This is a genomic window from Epilithonimonas zeae (genome assembly GCF_023278365.1).
GTDB lineage: Bacteria > Bacteroidota > Bacteroidia > Flavobacteriales > Weeksellaceae > Epilithonimonas > Epilithonimonas zeae_A.
Genome location: NZ_CP075338.1, coordinates 2,335,406 through 2,355,767 on the forward strand (window position 1 = coordinate 2,335,406; position 20,362 = coordinate 2,355,767).

Annotated in this window: 17 protein-coding genes and 1 other RNA gene; 2 read left to right on the forward strand and 16 right to left on the reverse strand. The window is 33.1% G+C overall.

Annotation, left to right across the window (positions count from 1 at the left end):
* Nucleotides 1–4: 4 nt before the first annotated feature.
* The 6 genes from KI430_RS10415 to glyA form a co-directional block, all read right to left on the reverse strand.
* On the reverse strand, nt 5–1,534 hold the full coding sequence (locus tag KI430_RS10415; protein WP_248874580.1) for a lipopolysaccharide biosynthesis protein: 1,530 nt from the start codon (nt 1,532–1,534) through the stop codon (nt 5–7).
* Nucleotides 1,535–1,559: 25 nt separating this feature from the next.
* Nucleotides 1,560–3,881, reverse strand: coding sequence for a GumC family protein (locus KI430_RS10420; RefSeq protein ID WP_248874583.1), 2,322 nt, complete (start codon nt 3,879–3,881; stop codon nt 1,560–1,562).
* A 7-nt stretch (nt 3,882–3,888) separates the two neighbouring features.
* Complete coding sequence (locus tag KI430_RS10425) at nt 3,889–4,671, reverse strand: polysaccharide biosynthesis/export family protein (protein ID WP_248874585.1); 783 nt, start codon at nt 4,669–4,671, stop codon at nt 3,889–3,891.
* 49 nt (nt 4,672–4,720) lie between these two features.
* A complete protein-coding gene (locus tag KI430_RS10430; RefSeq protein WP_248874587.1) occupies nt 4,721–5,377 on the reverse strand; it encodes an outer membrane beta-barrel protein in 657 nt (218 codons plus the stop codon).
* 113 nt (nt 5,378–5,490) lie between these two features.
* Complete coding sequence (locus KI430_RS10435) at nt 5,491–5,982, reverse strand: regulatory protein RecX (protein ID WP_410744653.1); 492 nt, start codon at nt 5,980–5,982, stop codon at nt 5,491–5,493.
* Nucleotides 5,983–6,012: 30 nt separating this feature from the next.
* Nucleotides 6,013–7,281, reverse strand: coding sequence for a serine hydroxymethyltransferase (gene glyA, locus KI430_RS10440; RefSeq protein ID WP_248874589.1), 1,269 nt, complete (start codon nt 7,279–7,281; stop codon nt 6,013–6,015).
* A gap of 77 nt (nt 7,282–7,358) precedes the next feature.
* Here glyA and KI430_RS10445 point away from each other — a divergent pair, with 77 nt between their 5' ends.
* Nucleotides 7,359–7,655 carry a hypothetical protein gene (locus KI430_RS10445; RefSeq protein ID WP_248874591.1) on the forward strand — a complete coding sequence of 99 codons (297 nt, stop codon included), beginning with the start codon at nt 7,359–7,361 and terminating at the stop codon, nt 7,653–7,655.
* 84 nt (nt 7,656–7,739) lie between these two features.
* Here the strand turns inward: KI430_RS10445 and KI430_RS10450 are convergent, their stop codons facing one another.
* The 7 genes from KI430_RS10450 to KI430_RS10480 all read right to left on the reverse strand — a co-directional run bounded on the left by KI430_RS10450 (nt 7,740) and on the right by KI430_RS10480 (nt 15,314).
* On the reverse strand, nt 7,740–8,627 hold the full coding sequence (locus tag KI430_RS10450; RefSeq protein ID WP_248874593.1) for a DUF72 domain-containing protein: 888 nt from the start codon (nt 8,625–8,627) through the stop codon (nt 7,740–7,742).
* A 188-nt stretch (nt 8,628–8,815) separates the two neighbouring features.
* Nucleotides 8,816–9,862 (reverse strand): T9SS type A sorting domain-containing protein, encoded by a 1,047-nt coding sequence (locus KI430_RS10455; protein ID WP_248874596.1) that lies wholly within the window; start codon nt 9,860–9,862, stop codon nt 8,816–8,818.
* A gap of 125 nt (nt 9,863–9,987) precedes the next feature.
* On the reverse strand, nt 9,988–10,665 hold the full coding sequence (locus KI430_RS10460) for a T9SS type A sorting domain-containing protein (RefSeq protein WP_248874598.1): 678 nt from the start codon (nt 10,663–10,665) through the stop codon (nt 9,988–9,990).
* Between the two features lie 160 nt (nt 10,666–10,825).
* Nucleotides 10,826–12,481, reverse strand: coding sequence for a ribonucleoside-diphosphate reductase subunit alpha (locus tag KI430_RS10465; RefSeq protein WP_248878297.1), 1,656 nt, complete (start codon nt 12,479–12,481; stop codon nt 10,826–10,828).
* A gap of 48 nt (nt 12,482–12,529) precedes the next feature.
* The gene (locus KI430_RS10470; RefSeq protein ID WP_248874600.1) at nt 12,530–12,778 is read right to left on the reverse strand and encodes a hypothetical protein; all 249 of its coding nucleotides are present in this window, start codon (nt 12,776–12,778) and stop codon (nt 12,530–12,532) included.
* A 344-nt stretch (nt 12,779–13,122) separates the two neighbouring features.
* On the reverse strand, nt 13,123–14,097 hold the full coding sequence (locus KI430_RS10475) for a ribonucleotide-diphosphate reductase subunit beta (RefSeq protein ID WP_248874602.1): 975 nt from the start codon (nt 14,095–14,097) through the stop codon (nt 13,123–13,125).
* A 380-nt stretch (nt 14,098–14,477) separates the two neighbouring features.
* Nucleotides 14,478–15,314, reverse strand: a complete 837-nt coding sequence (locus KI430_RS10480; protein WP_248874605.1) for a carboxypeptidase-like regulatory domain-containing protein — start codon at nt 15,312–15,314, stop codon at nt 14,478–14,480.
* Between the two features lie 561 nt (nt 15,315–15,875).
* On the opposite strand from KI430_RS10480, the gene ssrA reads away from it, so the two are divergent.
* Nucleotides 15,876–16,275: a transfer-messenger RNA gene (gene ssrA, locus KI430_RS10485) on the forward strand.
* A gap of 32 nt (nt 16,276–16,307) precedes the next feature.
* Here the strand turns inward: ssrA and KI430_RS10490 are convergent.
* The 3 genes from KI430_RS10490 to KI430_RS10500 all read right to left on the reverse strand — a co-directional run bounded on the left by KI430_RS10490 (nt 16,308) and on the right by KI430_RS10500 (nt 20,183).
* Nucleotides 16,308–16,985 carry a helix-turn-helix domain-containing protein gene (locus KI430_RS10490; RefSeq protein ID WP_248874607.1) on the reverse strand — a complete coding sequence of 226 codons (678 nt, stop codon included), beginning with the start codon at nt 16,983–16,985 and terminating at the stop codon, nt 16,308–16,310.
* Nucleotides 16,986–17,598: 613 nt separating this feature from the next.
* Nucleotides 17,599–18,828: an OmpP1/FadL family transporter gene (locus KI430_RS10495; protein WP_248874609.1), complete on the reverse strand. Its 1,230-nt coding sequence runs from the start codon at nt 18,826–18,828 to the stop codon at nt 17,599–17,601.
* 11 nt (nt 18,829–18,839) lie between these two features.
* Nucleotides 18,840–20,183, reverse strand: a complete 1,344-nt coding sequence (locus KI430_RS10500; RefSeq protein WP_248874611.1) for a DUF4270 family protein — start codon at nt 20,181–20,183, stop codon at nt 18,840–18,842.
* Nucleotides 20,184–20,362 lie beyond the last annotated feature (179 nt).

Consider the following 20,362-nt stretch of genomic DNA (forward strand, 5'->3'; position numbering starts at 1 on the left):
AAAATTAAAAATTAAATTTTTCTTTTATTATCTGAGAAAATTTTGATCTATCAGATTGGCTTAATCCTAATAATATAATCAAAATAAAAATTACTATTGCTAAAATTGCAGCTTTTAAAATAAAGTCTAAAAAATAATTATCAAGATAAATCTTTGCAAAAAAACTTGTTGATAAATAGATAAATGAACTTACAGCAACAATTACTAAACTAATAGGAAATATAACCTCTTTTAAATATTTAACAACATTTAATCCAATCATTTTTCTAAGAAACAAAATCCTGAATACTAAGGCTATTAAAGAATTGATAATTAAAATCCAATATACATTGATAGGGTTAGAGGTAAAATAAAAAGTAATCCAAGTTATAGGTAATGTAAGGAAAATAAAACTACCAATTATAATCTGATACCATTTTATTTTACCCGTTGCTTGAGCCCCAACCATTAACGGGTTTGAGATTGTCTCTATTAAAGAATAAATTAATGCCAATTTTAAAAAACTAATAGCATAGGGTGGCACTTTATTGAGCCAAAGGTGCATAATGTAGTCTATATTATCTAAAAATGGAATGACTAGTATAAACATTGCAAAAAAAGAAAACTTCGAACTTTTATGTATCAGATTTAGTGTCTTCTCTACTTCATCCTTTGCAAAACTTTTTGTAATCTGAGGGTTGAGCGCTACTTGAAAATTTCCTACGAAAGATCCAATTATGCCTTGAACCATTAAGGTTAAACTATAAGCAGTATTAGCGATGGGTCCAAAGAACAAGTTTAGCAATATATTACTACCTTGCCCTCTGGCAATATTAGCAATATTACCAAATAAATTCCAACCAGAATAGCTCATTAATTCCTTGTAATAGTTTTTATCAAAATAAAACTTGTATGTAGCTTCTTTGAAATGTTTTTTACAGTAAATTTTATAAATCGTCCTTATAATAAATACAACACAAAATGTCAAGATGGAATAAAGTATTAGCTTATCTGTGTTGATCTGTACTAATAAATATACAATTAATAACTTAAGTGCTGTCTCTAAAATACTGACATAAGCATACACATTCATGTGTTCTCTAGCAAACAATAAAGCATTATATGGCACTTGAATTACTTCTAAAACGAATGCAAATATTGAAAACTGGAAAACCCAATTTGCTGCTACTATTCGATCAGCAGGAATCTGTAATTTGTAATTCACAAACCATAATCCAATGGTTTCTGCAAAAAATAATATGATTAATGAAATTAGAATATGAATATTAAGTGTAGCATTAAAAGTTTTCTGTAAACGATCAAAATCATTTCTTCCAATATCGAAGGACAAATATCTTTGTGTTGCAGAAGCCATTGCTGAGTTTAAAAAAGCAAACGTAGAGACAATACCACCTACCAAACCATAAATACCATAATCAACTACGCCTAAAGCTTGTAATACAAGTCTCGAAGTAAACAAACCCACTCCCATTGTAAGAAACATACGAAAATATAGGAACAGAGCGTTCTTTGCAATAGTTTTATTTGTAGACAAAATATAGTATTTATTCAAATGAAGACTATCTCTTAAATAAGCGACTAACAAAATTCTCTTGCTTCACATCACTATAATATCCATAACCATACTTGTACTCATATCTAGCATATTCTGGTTTCACATTATTCAGTACAAAGACTAAATTTTGGATATCATTATCTCTTCGGAACTGGTCTGTAAAAATCAGCATTTCATTCTCTGTGAAATCTGATTTTATTGTATAAAGAATTAAGTCAGAAACATCTACCAAATGAAGAGAATCGCTTACCAACATTACTGGTGCCGAATCAAGAAGTATGTAATCATATTTTTGTTTCAACTTAATAATCATATCATCAAACTTTTGCATATCCAATAAATCATTTGGATTTGGGGCTTTACTACCACTAAATAAAACATCCAAATTGTCATTCAATTGAGAATTGATAATATAACTACTAATATCATCTGTTTCTGACACCAAATAATCAGTTAAGCCTTTATTTTGATTACTTATATATTTATGAAGTTGAGGATTTCTTATATCTGCACCAATTAATAATACTTTAGCTCCTCCTGCCAAACTCAAAGCCGTATTTATAGAAATTGTAGTTTTACCTTCTCCTTTCACAGAAGACGAAACTAAAATAACACCACCTTTATAAATTTGTTTCGACCTAAGTATAAATTTTATATTAGATGTCAAAATTCTGAATGATTCTGCAAAAATTGTGAAATCATTGTTCTCTATTATAGGTCTCTGTGATGTGTTATTAGGGATCTCACCAACAATAGGTATATCAGGAATGATAATCTGCACATCGTCTTTAGTTCTGATTTTAGAATCCAAAACTTTCATTATAAAAATAATTATTAAGGGCAATAATAGCCCCAAAATTATTGCAGCAATTCGGATTTGTTTATAATTTGGTTGTACTATACCTGTAGTATAAGCAGGATTGACCACTTTCGCTTTAGGAGTTGTCACAGCTAAGGTAATGGCATTTTCTTCTCTTTTTTGCAACAAATACAAATAGATAGATTCTTTTAGATTACGCTGGCGTTCTATATTACGAAAGATTTTTTCCTGTGTTGGATATTTGTTAATTGTAGATTTATCCTGTCCAATCTCTTGATTGGTTTGACCAATTTTTTTCTGTAATTGAGATCTTGCTTCTTGTAAATTACTTCTTACCGAAGATAACAAATCACTCAATTGTTTGTCATAACTTTTGATTGTTGGGTTAATATCGGTAGCCTGCTTTAGAGTTCTCTTTTTGGTTAAAAGCAGCTCATTATATTGTCCTAAAAGTGACTCTGTTGTTTCATTGAGACCCAAGCCAGTGGGAAACAATTGTTCTTTCCCTGAAACAGCCTTTTCATATAATGCATTAATCACTTCTAGCTGTGCAGACTCGTTGAAAATATTTTCAACATTACCTGTTAATCTTGTAACAGCAACATTTGCCTGAATATCAAGATCCGTTAGTTGATTAGCTTTTTTAAAGTTTTCCTTATCTTTTTCGATATTATCTAAATCACTGGTAATCAAATCTAATCTTTCATTAATAAAATTTTGTGTATTTTCTGCCTCTGCATTTTTATCATTAACACCATCAATATTGTATTGTTTAGTAATCTCATTCAGTATATCTTCAGACTTCTGAGGTGTGTTACCTACAAGTGTTAAATCCATTAATAGACTACCAGGCAGTTTTGTAACTACACCTGATTCTAATTGTTTTACAACTGTATTATCATTTTTAAAGACAACAAAATTTTTATAAGGTTTATATCCATCTATATTCCTTCCAATCTTTATCGTTCCCCAAGGTAATTCTACAACTTCCCCATATCTGAAAATTGATTTGTTTTTCAAAGGTCCTTCTGACAAACGATATGCATTATTATTAACTGGTTCTATATAATATGAAGCTCCATAGAAATCTTTTTTAGTAGAAATAATAAAAGCTTTGTAGGGTGCCAAGTTGTATAGTTCTATTTCTCTAATTTTACCTTTAGCAAAAAAGGAAACATCTAAATTTAAACTTTTAACTACTTTTTGAAGAATCGGCTTTGAGATTATAACAGAAGCTTCTCCCTGCAATTCAGTATCATCACTGACTCCCATTCCTAAATTCTTTAAATCATTTAAAGCATTCTTATTTGGATTTGATTGTTGAAATAATAAAGTGGTTTTTGAAGAGTATTTTGGTTGCGTATATTTTAGATAGAAATAAGATGCAGCATAAAACAATACAACACTTATCACAATCCAATACCAATATTTAAGAAACCTAAATAACTCCTTCTTAAAATTAATTTTCTTGGCGTGAGAGGTCACATTAGGATCTAATAACTCCATTTTTAAGTTAGTTTGTAAATCTTATAAGTAATGCAGCAACGCTTACTGCAACTGCTAATATTTGTAAAAATAAAGTTCTATTAGGGTTTGTTGTATTAGCAACTATCTGTTTATTTCTATCTGGTTCGACATAAAGAATATCATTCTGCTGCAAATAGTAATACTGTGAATTAACAATGCTGGCTTCTGAAAAATCTAATACTATTACAGAATCTTTTTTACTTTCTTCAGAATACCTAAGGAGTTTTACCTTAGTTCTATCTCCCGCTTCTGTCATATCTCCTGCCAATGCCAAAGCTTGAAATAGATTAATACGTTCTGTTGCAGAAGTTTTGATTCCCGGATTCTTAACTTCTCCTAAAACAGAAATATTAAGATTTACCAATTTAACATCTATTATTGGGTCGGTTAGATATAACTTTAACCTTTGTTCTAAATCTGCATTTAATTGTTGTTTTGTCATGCCAATACAAAAAACCTTCCCGAGCACAGGAAAATTAATATAACCATCTGTCGAAACAATATACTGATTGGGTCTAGAAGTTACAGTATTATCACCGGAAAGATTAGTAGAAGTAATTGTTGAAAGATTAAACGCCTTAACTGCGTTCTCATCAAATGCAGAGACTGTAATCTCCAAGACATCTCCTTCTTTAATTTTCAGCCCTGTATATCTAGCTTGACTAGTTTCTTGTTCGAAATTATGATTACTCATATAAACCATATTCTTTTTGGGCTTACAAGATGCAACCAAAAAGAATATAATTAAAAGAAATATGTGATTCTTCATTTTGTAAATCCACAAAATCAAGAGTTCTTGTGGTATAAATATAATCTTATTAGTTAGTTTCGCCCAAATAATAACTTAGACCAATCCCTAAAAATCTATTGTATGTTGCGTTTTTTGCATAATCTGGATAAATCTTAGCAAAACCTCTGTCAAATCTAATGAAAGCTTCAAGCTTGTCATTTACTTTTGCACCAACTTTAATTGATAATCCATAACTGAATTTATCCATTCTGTGACCTAATCCGAACTTATTAGAATCAAAACCTAAAGCTTCTGCTTCTTTCACAGCATTTCCTTCATCGGTTTTTTCACTCGCTAAAAACTCCAATTTAGGACCAGCCATAATAAAGATATCACCTTTATAGCCATGGTTCTTCAAATAATATTTGATATATAAAGGTACAGCAACATAAACGTTGCTATATTTTTGGTAATCCTTTTTATCCTCATTCCAATCTCCCTTTTCGCCAATTGTGTATACTTCCAATTGAGGTGTGAAATATAACCAAGCCGAATCATATATATCATTTGTGACTAATGAAAAGTCCGCAAAAACTCCAACATTACCTCCAAAATCACCTTTCGAAACTCCGTGAATTCCTGCAATAGAGCCTTTGTGAAAACTTCCGGTAACTCCATATTTAATCGACTGAGCATTCGTTAATCCGAATAATAACAAAGCGTAAACGACAATTAGCTTTTTCATTGAATTTTAATTAATCTAATTTGCGACGAAATTAAGAATTATTTATCAATTTTTAAGAAATATTTTAAACTCTTATAGTAAAACGGTATATTAATTTAATTTAATATGCTATTTTATTCATTATTAATAACATCTAAGATAACATCATATTCAAAGCCTTTGGATATCAAATGTTTGATTGTCTTACTTTTTTTCTGATACTCTTTCAGTCCTTTTTGTTTGGAAAAATAATCCTGATAAATCTTATTTACAGTTTTTTCGTAATCATCAGCATCAATTTCATCCATCGATTTAGAAATTAACTTCTCTGTAATTCCTTTTTGTTTAAGATTCATTTTGATTTTGTTCCTCCCCCAATGTTTGATATAAAACTTCCCCCGGATATAACTTCTTGTAAAACGTTCTTCATTGAGATAATTTTCTTTAATCAGGTAAAGAAAAATTTTATCTTTAGCTTCCGGAATCAAAAGAAATTCTTTCATCTTTAGCTCCACTTCATAATGACATCTATCCTGATAAACACAATAGTTTACAAGTTTCAATTTAATTTCATCGAAAGTGAGTGATTTTTTGTCCATAAAAAAAGAATGAACAAAGATGCTCATTCTTTTTTAATATTCAGAATTGTTTTTTTCTTAATAATTGAAAAGTGCGTGACCTTCCATCAATTCATTCACTTTAGTTCTGACAGAAGACAAAACTTCTTCGTTCTTGATATTATCAACTACTTCAGAAATTAAACCAGCAATTGTTACCATATCATTTTCTTTAAGACCTCTCGTCGTAATTGCTGCAGTTCCAAGACGAATTCCTGAAGTTGTGAAAGGGGATTTGTCATCAAAAGGAACCATATTTTTGTTACAAGTAATATCTGCTTTCACAAGCGCTTTTTCAGTTTCTTTCCCGTTAACGTTTTTGTTTCTCAAATCAATTAACATCAGGTGATTATCTGTTCCGCCACTTACGATTTCGAATCCTAAATCTATCATCGATTTTGCCAAGGCCTGAGCGTTTGCTTTTACTTGTTTTGCATAAGTTTCAAATTTAGAATCAATAGCTTCCGCAAATGCAACTGCTTTCGCTCCAATAACGTGTTCCAATGGCCCCCCTTGGATTCCCGGGAAAACAGCACCATCCAAAACAGCACTCATCAATTTAGTTTCTCCTTTCGGTGTTTTATGTCCATAAGTATTTTCAAAATCTTTACCCATCATAATCATTCCACCTCTTGGACCTCTCAACGTTTTGTGAGTTGTAGTCGTCACAACATGACAGTGTTCAAATGGATTATTTAAAAGTCCTTTTGCAACTAAACCTGCCGGATGTGCAATATCAGCCCAAAGCGTTGCGCCAATTTCATCAGCAACTTCTCTGAATTTAGCATAATCCAAATCTCTTGAATAAGCGGAGAATCCTGCAATCAGCATTTTTGGTTTTTCTCTCAGAGCTACTTCTCTCATTTGGTCATAGTCAATCAGTCCAGTTTCTTTTTGCACACCATAGGAACAAACCTGATATTGGATTCCTGAGAAATTAACAGCAGAACCATGCGTCAAATGCCCCCCCATAGACAAATCCATTCCCATTACTTTGTCACCAGGCTTAAGGATTGAAAGATAAATTGCAGCATTAGCCTGAGAACCAGAATGTGGCTGAACGTTCACATAATCCACTCCAAACAATTCTTTTGCTCTGTCAATTGCCAATTGTTCTACCTCATCTACCACTTCGCATCCTCCATAATATCTACGTCCAGGATAACCTTCCGCATATTTATTGGTCAACACACTTCCCATTGCCTTCATCACGTTTTCGGAAACAAAATTTTCCGAAGCAATTAATTCAATGCCGTGTGTTTGTCTTTGTCTTTCTTTTTCAATTAGTTCGAAAATCGGGTCTTGCATTTCTTAGATTTATTTTTCCCAAAAGTAAGAAATTCTCGATAATTTTTTATAACTTTCATTGATTAACATTATTCAAAATGAAATCAAAGAAAAAATATAAAAAAGAACTCTTAAAATCGCTGAAACATCTGGAAGCTGCAGAAAGTGCTTCGCTGAGGGTAATGACCAATCTGATGCTTCTTAAGGAAATGAAAGAGAATAATATCAAATTCAAAAAAGGGGATGTATTTTCTTTTGAAGACGACATTTTCGATTACAGCGATGATAAAAACGTCCGCATCCTTGCCAAACTTCGCAAGAAAACGATGAAAGCAATGCACAAACTGGTTGAAAACAATAATTTTAAGGATAAAGAACTGAAGTTTTTGGCTTAATCTACTAATACTATTAATAGCCTTCAAGAGCTTTAGACTAACAATTAATTAAATTCCCTTCTTAATTAGAAGGGAATTTTAGTTTTAAAATAATGTCGGCTGACTATCCGCCAATGTCGGAATATGGATAGAAGTTCCCCATTCTTCATTCATTTTTTGAATTAAATGTGATGACAACAATGGTGATGCTTTTTCAACATTCTGATGAACGAAAAAATAAAGATTCTGCAAGCCTTCTTTTTTCCATTGAGCCAGTCTTTCCAACCAATCTTCCAGCCTCGCATAATCACTATCCGCATTGGCTCCAACATATCGGATAAAGGCATTTGGAGTTGTTAGTCGCATATGAAGCATATCTCTTCTTCCTGCTGTATCTACAATGATATTGGTAATATTATTCATTTCAAATAATTCACAAACGGTGTTGAACACTTCTTCGTCGGTGAACCATTCTGTATTTCTCAATTCAATTGCTAATGGAACTTCTTTTGGCCAATCTTGTACGAATTTTTCTAGTCGTTCATAATCTTTCGGCTTGAAATTATCGTGAAGTTGTAGAAAAACCATTCCTAACTTTTCATCGAAATTCAGAACTGCCGAAGCGAATTGCGTGACGACATCGGTAACATTCAATAATCTTCGGAAATGTGAAACGGTATTGGTAATCTTTGGAAAGAATTTGAAATCTTTCGGCGTTTTTTCTTTCCAAGTTTGAACTTGCTCAGTAGTCGGCATTCCATAGAAAGTCGCATTCAGCTCAATCGAATTAAATTGAGTGGCATAATAAGTTAACTCATCCTTTGTTCCTTTCGGATAAAAACCTTTGAGATCGGTTTTGTTCCACTTGGCGCAACCAATAGAGATATTATCCAGACCTTTTTTATTCTGATTGAGAATAAATTTTGTTTGAGGATGATCTTTTGGCAAAGTAAAGTCTATCTGTGATGGGTCAGCAACTTGTCCGAATTTCATTGAAATTAATTTTAAAGTTCGAGGTTTAAAGTTAAGTAAAAGTTTGAAGATTTTAAACGCAAAGTCCGCAAAGTTATTTTTGAATATTATAATGCTTTTAAGTCCGCAAAGCCGTAAACTCAGCAAAGAAATTCAAACAAAAAAACCACAGAAATTCTGTGGTTATAGAATTAGGAATTATTTATCAGCTATTCCTTAACAATTTTAATGGTTTCATTTTTACCGTCTGATAGAATATACATCAGGTAAATGCCTTTTTTCAAAGAAGAAACATCAACTTTGTTTTGCGGTCTCATCTTTGTAAAAATCAATTTCCCTTCCACATCATACAAAGAGATTTGGTTAATCGTATTCTCATTAAAATTAACAATATTAATGATGTTTTTAACTGGATTGGGATAAACTGCAATGGTTTGCTTAACATTATTATGGACTCCAAGATTACAGGGAGATACATTTACAGCTAGATTTCCCTGGTTTTGAAAATAGGATTTCAACCAAGCAACTTCATTCGGATCGGCGCAAACTGTTGCCAAATCCGGGGTATTGATTGAGGTAAAATAAGCAGATGTGGAACCCATATTCCAATTATTCTGTACATTGAGATAAATTAATGGATTATTGTCGCAATGCAGACTTTGCAGCCCGGTTTTACTGAAATCAAGGGATGTAAGCCCATTGTTTTTGACATAAACATCTTCTAATTTGGGCAAATTGCCAATTGTCAAACTAGATAGAGGGTTGAATTCGCACAGTAATACAACCAAATTGTTCAAGTTACTAATATCTAATGTACTCAAATTGTTAAAACTGCAACCTAAGCTTGTCACTATTGGATTTACCTCTAGAGAGGTTAATTTGTTATAAAAAACATCAATACTGCTCAGTTTGGATAGATTAGAAGTATTGAGGTTTGTAATCTCGTGGTGTTGTAATTTGAGATAGGTCAGGTTTTTAAAATAACTGATCTCGTCAATATTTACAATCTTATTAGTTGAGAATTCTCCATTAACTGCGAGCCAACTGATATTTTCTGCTTCGGTAATTTCGATTTCCCCATTATTATTCTGATCAATTTTTATTTGATTACCATTCAAATCTTTCGCAACGTTTGCACCTGGCGATGTATTTATGGAGACCAACAAAGATTTAAATGCCGTATCTGCGAAATTAATCGTTTGAGCAATAATAAATGTCCCTACAAAAATTGCAGACAGGATGATAATTTTTTTCATTATTTGTTGTTTTTAATTGGCAACAGGATTATCGATTTATCAAAAACTTAATAAATCAATCTTGCTAATTCCCAGAAAAACCTTAGAAACCATCTATGATTTTTACTGGGCGAGTAGGTAAATAGCTATTCTTTTATAATCTTGATATTTTGAGTTTTATCCTCAGAAGAAACTTGCAGAATGTAAACCCCTTTCTTCAAAGGGGTAACTTTAATTTGAGTGTTGGATGATTCCGAGATTAGCATTTTTCCCGAGAGATCATAAATTGCCGCAGATTTCACTTTATAACCATTTCCAGCAATGTTAATTATATCTTTTGCAGGGTTCGGATAGACTGCAAATATTTTGCTTGTGATATCATTAACTCCCAAAACTTTTTGAGTGCCGAAAACAAGTGTATCACCAGCGGAAGTAGTCAAGGTAAGGATCTGTCCATTTCCTGTTCCCGTAATTACATAATTATGTATAAAGTTGGTAGTTTTTTGCAGCGCAGAAAAGTATTTGGTCTGAAAATCTGTGGTTATTGGACTGGCACAATTTCCAGCTATCCCTGAATATTGGCTAATTCCATACTGTGTAGAAGTCACGTTGGTAATGTTATAGGATCGTTGCATACAAACCTGAGTATTAACATCACCCCAACCTGTATCATAGGTTAATCTTGCAATCGATTCTTCATTTTGAGGAGTGTACTCTGTTCCATTGAAAGTCATTTTTTGCAAATACCAGTCTCTATTAAGTGCAGTTTGAGCAAAAACAAAAGAGCCTGTAAAGACTGCAGTCAAGCAGATTATTTTTTTCATTATTCGTTGTTTTTAATTGACCACAAAACTACTTTTTTACCGAAAACAAAAACAATTAATTTATACAAATCCCATTAATATGATAATTATCATAAAAAAACCACCTTGTTTTTGCAACAAGATGGTTTTTGATTATCAATTGTTAATTTTTAACTATTGTCTATGCTTCACAAGCAGAGCAAGTCACAAAGTTGACCATCAATTCTTTGGAAACTGAAGAACTTCTTTGGTAATACAATGTTTTAACTCCTTTTTTCCAAGCTTCTATCATTACATAGTTAACATCTTTAACTGGCATTGTAGAAGGAATCTGCAAGTTAAGAGACTGAGCTTGGTCAATGTATTGTTGTCTTTGAGCAGCCTGAGAAACAATCTCCATTGGAGAAATTTCTCTGAACGTTTTGAATACTGCTTTCTCATCATCTGTCAAACCTTCAAGGTGCTGAACAGAACCGTGATTCAACATAATTGTCCTCCAAGTTTCTTCGTTGTCAAGACCTTTTTCATCTAACAATTTAGCCAAATATTTGTTCTTACGCATAAAGTTTCCTTTTGCCAAACCAGCTTTATAATAGTTAGAAGCGAAAGGCTCAATTCCAGGAGAAGTTTGTCCCAAAATTGCAGAACTAGAAGTTGTTGGCGCAATTGCCATCGTCGTCGTATTTCTTAGTCCGTAACCTTTCAACATATCTGGTTCTCCGTAGATATTAGCTAATTCTTTAGAAGCAATTTCAGACTGTTCTTTGATATGACGGAACGCTCTTGCATTAAACTGTGTCGCTTGGAAACTCTCAAAAGGAATCATATTTTTCTGCAAATATGAATGATATCCTAAAACTCCCAATCCAAGTGCTCTGTGACGCATTGCAAAATTTCTAGCAGAAGTTAAATAATAATTCCCTTCTGTTTTTTCAATGAATTCTGACAAAACAGCGTCTAGGAAATAGATTGCTAATTTCACAGCATTTGTATCTTTCCACTCATCATACAATTCAAGGTTCATTGAAGATAGACAGCAAATGAAAGATTCGTTAGCCGTTGAAGGTAACATAATCTCTGAACAAAGATTACTTGCATTTACCATCAATCCTGCATCTTTATATACCTGAGGTTTGTTTCTGTTCACGTTATCTGTGAAGAAAATATAAGGAAGTCCTTTTTGCTGACGGCTTTCTAAGACTCTAGCCCAGATTTTTCTCTTCTCAACATCGCCATCGATCATATCCTGCATCCAGTAATCCGGAACGCAAACTCCTGTGAACAAATTCTGGATTGGACTTCCGATGTCTTTGATACTCAAGAATTCTTCAATATCACCGTGGTCGATATCAAGATACGCTGCAAAAGCGCCCCTTCTTACTCCACCTTGAGAAACCACATCCATCGCTGTATCATACAATTTCATAAAAGAAACTGCTCCTGAAGATTTCCCGTTGTCTGTCACTGCCGTTCCTCTATTTCTCAATTCCCCGAAATATCCGGAAGTTCCACCTCCGATTTTCGTCTGCATAATCACTTCACCTAATTTGTGAGTAATCCCTTCGATATTATCAGGAATATGAACGTTGAAACAAGATATCGGCAAACCACGCTGTGTTCCCATATTAGCCCAAACCGGTGAAGAAAAACTAATCCAACCTTTCACAATCATCTCTTTGAAAGCCGGTTGCAACTCCGGTTTATAAAGACGTTTTGCCGCTGCAGTTGTAATCCTGTCGATTGCTCCTTCTACAGTTTCCCCTTTCAAAAGGTAGCCTCTGTTAAGCATTTGCTCAGACTCTTCATTGAGCCACCAGATATCTATATTTTCGTCCATCATAACTTTATAATTTTGCTTGCTAATTTTCTTTTTCAATTTACTTAATTAGTTCAAGAGTATTTTCTTACTCCGTTCTAATTCTCCAACTTTTACTTTGTTGATATGTGTGAAAGTTACATTTTCATTAATTTCTTCAAACTGCCTTGCTTTTTTGATGCAATAGTCAATTTTGTAGGCTACAGATATACACACTCTATGTCCATTTGTCAAACCCATTCCCATATAAATGTATTCTCCTAATTGGAAATCGTCTGACTGGCTATGTTCAATTTCTGAAATAATGTCTGAGTTCATATTGATTTAAATTTAGTTGTTGGCTAAAATTTAAATAAAACCAAAGCGACTCAGACTAATATTTGGCTTTATCACATAAAAAAGAAAACTCCAAGAATTTGTAAACTATTTCTTAAAATTTTCTTTCTATAATTAAAGTGATTGCTCACTTTGACCTTCGTTCTGTTGTCATTTTAGAAAGCTAGATTTTCTAATGGATGACAAAATTGTTTCCTCTACCAATGTGCGCCCCGGCTTATTTCTAATCGTATATTATTGGGAGCGGAAGGCGGATAAAGACGCCCAAATCTAAACTTACTCTGTCAAAAATTCTTTGAATTTTCGGCACCCTTCAAGGAGGGAATTTAGAATAAATCGTTTGCTGTAATACTCTTATCGTGTTTTGTATAATCTACCGGACGTTTTGCGAAGAAATCATCCATAGAATTGGCAAAAACTTCTTCTTCGAACCAAATCATCGGTTTGTAATCTTCCGGCGTTACGTTGTATCTGGTTTTCATCCCGATTTTCTTCAAAGAGTCATCAACTCTGTATTTCATAAAATCTAGAAGATTCTTTTTAGAGAATTTGTCCAATTCACCTAATTCAAAAATCCAATCCAAAATATGACCTTCCATTTCAATTGATTCATCTACCAAATCATAAATCGCTTCGATATCGCTTTCTGTCAAAAGGTCTGGTTGTTCTTCACGGATTTTATTAATCAAATAAATTCCTCCGTTGGCGTGGATTTGCTCATCTACAGATGTCCAAGCGATGATGTTGGAAACGTTTTTCATATAACCTTTGAATCTCGTAAACGACAAAATAATCGCAAACTGACTGAAAAGTGAAACGTTCTCCACCAAAATACTGAACAACAACAGAGCCGACATATAGGCTTTTGGATCATTAGAATTAGCGTGTTGTAGCGCTTTTCCAAGATATTCGATTCTGTTTTTTACTGCTGGTACTTTAACAACGTCCAAGAACTCATCATTATATCCCAAAACTTCCAACAATCTGGAGTATGCTTCGGAATGACGGAACTCGCACTCTGCGAAAGTTGCGCCCAAACCGTTCAATTCCGGTTTTGGAAGATGCTGATAAAGATTTCCCCAAAACGTTTTCACGTTTACTTCGATTTGCGCAATTGCCAACAAAGCGTTCTTAACTGCATTTTTTTCGTGAGGTTCCAACTGAGAGTGAAAATCCTGAACATCTGCTGTAAAATCTACTTCTGAGTGCACCCAGAAAGATTTGTTGATGGCTTCTACAAATTGTAGAACTTCCGGATACTCAAAAGGTTTATAGCTTACTCTCTTATCAAAAATTCCCATTATCAGCAGTTTATCAATTATTAAATTTTATTTTGTGAATTAGAAAAAGGCGTAATCTGTTATTTTTTAGCACATAACGGAATTACATTTTTTCCCCAAAGCGGTAACACAAAAGTAGAGATTGAAGTCTAAAAATAAAATAGCGGAAGGCGGAAAAAAGGCAAAAAACTGACAATCATCCTTAAAAGTTTTCCACATTATGTTAAAAGAGCTATGAATAGGGAATTTGCGAGAAAATACAACTCTCAAAGACTATGAATTCGTTCAAATTAAATTAAACAGCACTACATTTATTCATTTAAAATAAATAACTTACAACTAAACAAAATAAATCGACATCCTGAGCCTTATATTAACAAACCGAAAAAAGGTTAAAAATATTAACCTTCGGAAACTTTCTTGGAAAAATTATGAGTCTTGAGATATTCTGCGAAAACCTCTTTGAGACTAAACTCTATTGCAGCTTTGTTAAAATTGTTTCTATAATTTTTGGAAAGGCCTTTTTGTTCATCGGCATAAGCGAGGAAGATATCGAAATCATATTCGTCCAGTCCGTACTTTGTATAATATTCTAAATCTATCGCCGCTTTCACGCGTTTGTAAAACTCCTGCTTTTCGGCATAGTTGGCGGTTGTTCTGGAAGATTCTCCTTTTTTGGTCACCAAGCCAGCAACTGCGCCTAAGAGGCCGCCACCTCCAGAACCGATGGAAAACAAATTCATTTGTCCTTCGCCTGGATTTCTCGGTGCAAAAGCCGATGGTATTTTGGCTGTTGGGGAAACTTCGTTCATTGGCGTTCGCATATAGTTATTCATTGCCATATTAAGTATGGTGACTTTTGCCGGAGGATTGAGTCTTGCAATGTCTTTTTTGAGAATTCCGGTTGGTTTGAATGCTAAGGTTACTTCTTCTATTTCTATAGGAATTGTTACAAGCCGAACTTCAAGACTTTTTGAAAAACTTTCTGATGTTAATGTTATTACTTTTCTTTCGTAACCTTGTCTTACAATCCTGAGTTCATCGGTAGGTTTTGCTGCGATGGCAAAGTTTCCCATTTTGTCTGAAGCTACAATTTGATCTGTACGAAGGTTATAAATACTTGCGAAAGGTAATTTGTCGCCACTTTCGTTGGAGATATTTCCGAGAATATAATCTGACTGTGAGAAAATCTTTATCGAGCAAAGAAGAATAAGGAGTGAAAGTAATTTTATTTTCATAGCCTGAAGTTTTTGACAAAATTAGTTCTATTGCGCTTTGATAGCACAACAGAGGATTTTCTGGATGAATAGTTTAACCGACTTTAACCTGTTTTGTGATTTTTTTAGAGTTTGGGGTTTTGGATTTTGTTAAATTAATTTGGATTTTTTTGAACGCAAAGTGCGCAAAGATTTTTATCCCTATTGAAAAATAATTTTTAAGGCTCGTAAAGACGCTTCTCTGAGGAGGATTTTGGAAATTTCTCGCAGATTTATTTGATTTTGCAGATTTCATTTTGAGCTATATTGCTTTGATGGGGAAATCTCTAACTGTTGACAAGTTTTTGTTTTTGCGCAGCGCGTAAGGGATGGTAGTGGAAATCCTTTTTTGCTTGGAGTTCGAGAACCTCAGCCTGACAAATGGTGATGCAAAAAAGATTGTAGCGGACAGCCCGACCCGAGCGGTAGCCCAAGCGTTGGCGAGGGATATGCCCAAATAATAATGAATGATGATTTATAAATGATGAGTGATTTTGTTTGCCTGTTTTTTTTGTGTAAATTTGTTGTCTTATCTTAAAAATTGGGGTTGACTGGTTTCGACAGCAAGACCAATGGGTAAGTAAGCATGCAGAGAACCGTAGCGCGATCTCTTAAATCCCTTGCTACAACATTTTAACTGGCAACGAAGAGTTCGCTCTTGCAGCTTAATAATCGAAGTTTAGTAGATTCAAGCGTTTCCCGAAGATAGTAAGGAAGCAAGATGTCTCACCAATGTTCTGTTCTGCGACGTTGGATTCTGGGATATAGGAATGCGGAAATAAGGTCTTGGAAGCTTCGGTCAAGATTCGAAAATTTTAGAAGCTAAGGTTTAGGTTGGGTGTTTGCTCTCTGCTTAAGCTCGAAAACTAATAGCAAAATAAGCATGTAGAAAGCTTGCGTATTGCTTGTTTGGACGAGGGTTCGAATCCCTCCAACTCCACTAAAAAAAACACTCTTCCAATGAAGAGTGTTTTTTTATGATATCGATTCTTGATAATTTTCGTTTGACTGATCTTTCAATTGCTCTATAAAATAAGATGGCGTAACGCCCGTTTCTCTTTTGAAAGCAATCACAAAAACCTGCGGCGATGCATAACCGCATTCTTCGGCGAGATAAGTGATTTTATATTCTCTGTAAACTGGATTCTCGTACAATTGTCTAGTGATATACTCTATCCTAAGTCCGTTGATATAATTATTGAAACTTTTATTTCTATGAACCTTTATAACCTCCGATAAATATTTTGTATTGGTATTCAAATGATTAGAAAGCCAAGTCAGATTGATATCCTTTTTTAAATATTTATCAGAATTCTCGAACTTGATTATCTTTTTTAGAATTGCATTAAAAGTCTCATCTGCAATATTACTGGATTGTTCTTTTGGAATATTCTCATCCTGAGTATCTGATAAATCCAGCATTTCAGTTTTTTGTTGAATCTGAATTTTATCTAAAAGTCCTTTGTATTTTGCACGTAATAAAGAATTACTTCTTTTACGATAAATAAAAAATAAAATTAACGCCAACGCAAAAACTCCTATTGCAGTGTAAATTAATTTTGTGATTGCCTTTTTTGAATTCGTATCATTATCTTTTATAATCTGCTGAGTCGGAATTTGGACAGCTGCTTTTTTTACACTGATATTACCCAATTCACTTTTATAATTAATGAGGGAAAAAGTCTTATATATTAACTTAATGCAATCTCTATTTTCTGGACTTGAACTTTGGGCTTTGGTTGTAAAAAATGAAAGAAAAACAAAGAAGAAAAAGAGAGAAAATTTGAGTCCTAATTTTGGTTGGTGAAGCTGTCTTGTCCAAGAAAAAATTTTAGATTTCATAGGGAAAAGAAGACGCAGACTCATAGATAATTTCTTTAATTATATTTTTGTTGTGCAGTGTTAGCACTGATTTGTTTCTCAAAAATATAATTCTGAATTTCCTTACGCGAAAAAAGTATAGAATTTTTTCTGATATAATTCTACACTAAAATTCAATAAAAATCTGATTTACAATATTCCTAATTTGTAAAATAACATTTTTCAGTTCATAAAAAACAAGCCAAAATAAGTACTCTTTTTCGGCATTCATTCTATATCAATCTTGTATTTCAGAAGAAGATATTGTATTGATAAATTAATTCTCCAAATTGTATTTGCTGTTTTTATCTTTAAAGAATAGGTCTAAAAGATTAAAGCACTATTGGCAAGCAAAAACTCCATTGTAATCAATGGAGTTTTTGTTTTTAAATGGATATATCTTGTCTTAATTAATATATCTTTTCGTAAACCATTTGTCCAGAAAATCTATACTAAGATTTAAACTATGATAATTCTCTTTTATGGCTGCATTAGTAAAAGCACCTCTCTTTCCATAGCCATATCCTACATTCAAAATGATTTTGTTCATCGGAATTCCTAATCCAACCGTTGCTTCCATTTTATTGATTTCACGGTTATTAACTTTAAAATATCCTGTGTCGTAATTGAGTCCAACTCGATAGATTAAATTCTCTGAAAGAATCTGACTGTTTTTTCTTTGCGGAAGAAGCTCAAAGCCTAAACCATAGACTTGCTGCCTGTAGTACTTTTCGTTTGTAACTGTGTTTTTAACTTCATTCCAATTACTCTGCGTAAAATCAAAACTAAATCGATATCTGTCGTTTTTCAAAATACTTACTCCAACTCCCATTTCCAAAGGAAGTGTAGAATCTTTTGAAGTTAACTTTGTTGTAGTGCTATTGTTATAATCTCTGTTTTCTGTATAAATAGCTTCTCCTTTTGCATTTAAATTACTTTTGAAATTAACAACTGCGCCTAATGTCAATTGAAGTCTTTCTTGTTGGAAATATTTATTGAATTGAGTTCCCAAACTATAACTAAAGCCAGTATATCTTATATTCCTGCTAATTTCGAGTTCAGAATTGGTAGTAATGATTTCTTTACGGATAATAGTCCCGAAGTTATTTTTAACTTTTCCTCCAATACTCCAATTTTCATCAATCTTATAACCTAAAGTAACACCGAGATTGGTAATTCCGCCACTTCCTTCATAAGTAATGGGATAAGTATCAGAAGTTCCTTCTACTGGGATTGTAGAAACAAATTTATATTCTGTAGAAGTAAAAGGCTGGACACTTGCTCCTAAAGAAAATCTATTGCTAATTCTCATAGCCAAACCAAGATTGGTAAAATTGCCGTTAATCCTTCTGTCTTTTCCTTGATTGCTGGAAATCGTATTACTTTTCAGTAAACCGCTGACATCAAAAATCACATTCTGCATCCCTATTGTTGTAATAGATGCCGGATTTTTTGAATTAATATAATCTGGTGATTCTAAAGCAATACCTGTATTTCCTAAAGCAATATTCCTTGCATTATCAACATTATTCATAGTTCCAATGCCGAAATAAGAATAGGGAGAAGATTCTTGTGCCAATGCTTTTTGCATAACAATAATTGCAAGAAACATCAATATTTTAATATTCTGATTCATAAAATTCTGAATTAATAGCCTAACATATAAAGTTTAAGCTTTGCCGGATTGGTGCTGTTTTTTTGACTCCCAAACACAACTTTACCAGAGAGGACATCCAGATAAGAAGATGGATAAATCAGAACACTATAATTGGAATCTGAAGTTTCTGACAAAATATCATTGACGTAACTCAGCATATCGAAATTGTACCCATAATCACTTTGAAACTCGCTTTCTGCAGATAAACTGATTTGAATTTCGGTAGTACCATCACTTTGTAAAAAGGTGGAAGCTATATTATTCTTTTTATCTCCGAGGTAATAATAAAGTAGGCTCGGGTTATAAAAATTTCTAGAATAATATCCCGCGACAGGGCTCAGAGCAAGATTGGCACTGATGATTTTATAATTCTTGTATAGGTTTTTCAGATTTTTTAAATAAGGGATTTCAACTTTAGTGTAAACACCAATTCCTGCCATCAGATAAGTTTTGTTACCGAGATTTTTGGCTTCAATAGGATTTATAGGGCTTAGATTGGCTAATTCGGAACCTGAAAAATCACTTTGTATTTTGTTGTATGAATATGAGGTACTTGGATTGATATCTAATGTATATTTCACTTCTTCTGTCCCGTTGACAGAAGCTGTATGATAATATAGCCTGACTGTATTTGATACTTTTTCTTTGGTTGTTTTACTAATCTGAACCTGATAAGAAGAATTAATCCCAAAACGCAGCATTGCATTGTTATCAGAAGACGGAACCAATGCTAAACCTTTGTAAAAATTAAGAAAATATTCCTGGCTGCTTGCATCTTTGGTTTTTAACAAATTAAAAATATTCTGACCATAAGATTGATCCAACCTGATTTTCACAAAACTACTATCTGTATTAGGTCTGGGAAAAAATTCTGCACTTCCTATTGAAGTAGAAGAATACTTAAAATCACTGTTATTATAAAGATAACCATTGTTCAGTTTGATTCTACTCTCCAGTGGATGCACATCCATCTTGAAAGTCTTGAGCGTATCTCCGTAATAAAAATCATTATTAGTCAGATACATTACTATAGAATCAAAAACAACATTGGTTGTAGTAGCTAAAGAATAGCTGGACGGCGTAAGTTCGAAAAGAGACGCTGATGTCACTTTACCAAATGTATTGTCCTTTATGTTTCCCACCAACATTGCACTTTTCCCTGATGTAATTACAGAATCCTTCATAATAGTTGACATTTTCAGCGTAAGCGTATCTATCATTACTACTTTGGATTGGGCAGACACCAGAGAGTTACCTACTTCATAAGTGTTACTTTCTCTTTCACAGGAATAAAGAAGGAGAATTGTAACACACAACAAGACATATTTGTACATTTTTTTCTGTAAACATACGGGCGTACAAGCTAGAGCTAAAATTTTTTCTTCCCTTCACTATTAGTTTTCGACAAGTGATGATTTTATATAGACCAATTTGATTTTAAATTAAAATTCAAAAAACATCGAAAGAATAAATCAGTTTAACGACAAAAAATGCACGTTCGTCTAAAAAATTT

What these genes read in the sequence shown, in the direction of transcription:
- KI430_RS10450 (WP_248874593.1), bottom strand. Translation starts at nt 8,627, where the DNA reads ATGAAATTCGGACAAGTTGCTGACCCATCACAGATAGACTTTACTTTG.
- KI430_RS10425 (WP_248874585.1), bottom strand. Translation starts at nt 4,671, where the DNA reads ATGAAGAATCACATATTTCTTTTAATTATATTCTTTTTGGTTGCATCT.
- KI430_RS10455 (WP_248874596.1), bottom strand. Translation starts at nt 9,862, where the DNA reads ATGAAAAAAATTATCATCCTGTCTGCAATTTTTGTAGGGACATTTATT.
- KI430_RS10465 (WP_248878297.1), bottom strand. Translation starts at nt 12,481, where the DNA reads ATGGACGAAAATATAGATATCTGGTGGCTCAATGAAGAGTCTGAGCAA.
- KI430_RS10500 (WP_248874611.1), bottom strand. Translation starts at nt 20,183, where the DNA reads ATGTACAAATATGTCTTGTTGTGTGTTACAATTCTCCTTCTTTATTCC.
- KI430_RS10475 (WP_248874602.1), bottom strand. Translation starts at nt 14,097, where the DNA reads ATGGGAATTTTTGATAAGAGAGTAAGCTATAAACCTTTTGAGTATCCG.
- KI430_RS10460 (WP_248874598.1), bottom strand. Translation starts at nt 10,665, where the DNA reads ATGAAAAAAATAATCTGCTTGACTGCAGTCTTTACAGGCTCTTTTGTT.
- KI430_RS10470 (WP_248874600.1), bottom strand. Translation starts at nt 12,778, where the DNA reads ATGAACTCAGACATTATTTCAGAAATTGAACATAGCCAGTCAGACGAT.
- KI430_RS10480 (WP_248874605.1), bottom strand. Translation starts at nt 15,314, where the DNA reads ATGAAAATAAAATTACTTTCACTCCTTATTCTTCTTTGCTCGATAAAG.
- KI430_RS10430 (WP_248874587.1), bottom strand. Translation starts at nt 5,377, where the DNA reads ATGAAAAAGCTAATTGTCGTTTACGCTTTGTTATTATTCGGATTAACG.
- KI430_RS10435 (WP_410744653.1), bottom strand. Translation starts at nt 5,982, where the DNA reads ATGAGCATCTTTGTTCATTCTTTTTTTATGGACAAAAAATCACTCACT.
- KI430_RS10495 (WP_248874609.1), bottom strand. Translation starts at nt 18,828, where the DNA reads ATGAATCAGAATATTAAAATATTGATGTTTCTTGCAATTATTGTTATG.
- glyA (WP_248874589.1), bottom strand. Translation starts at nt 7,281, where the DNA reads ATGCAAGACCCGATTTTCGAACTAATTGAAAAAGAAAGACAAAGACAA.
- KI430_RS10445 (WP_248874591.1), top strand. Translation starts at nt 7,359, where the DNA reads ATGAAATCAAAGAAAAAATATAAAAAAGAACTCTTAAAATCGCTGAAA.
- KI430_RS10420 (WP_248874583.1), bottom strand. Translation starts at nt 3,881, where the DNA reads ATGGAGTTATTAGATCCTAATGTGACCTCTCACGCCAAGAAAATTAAT.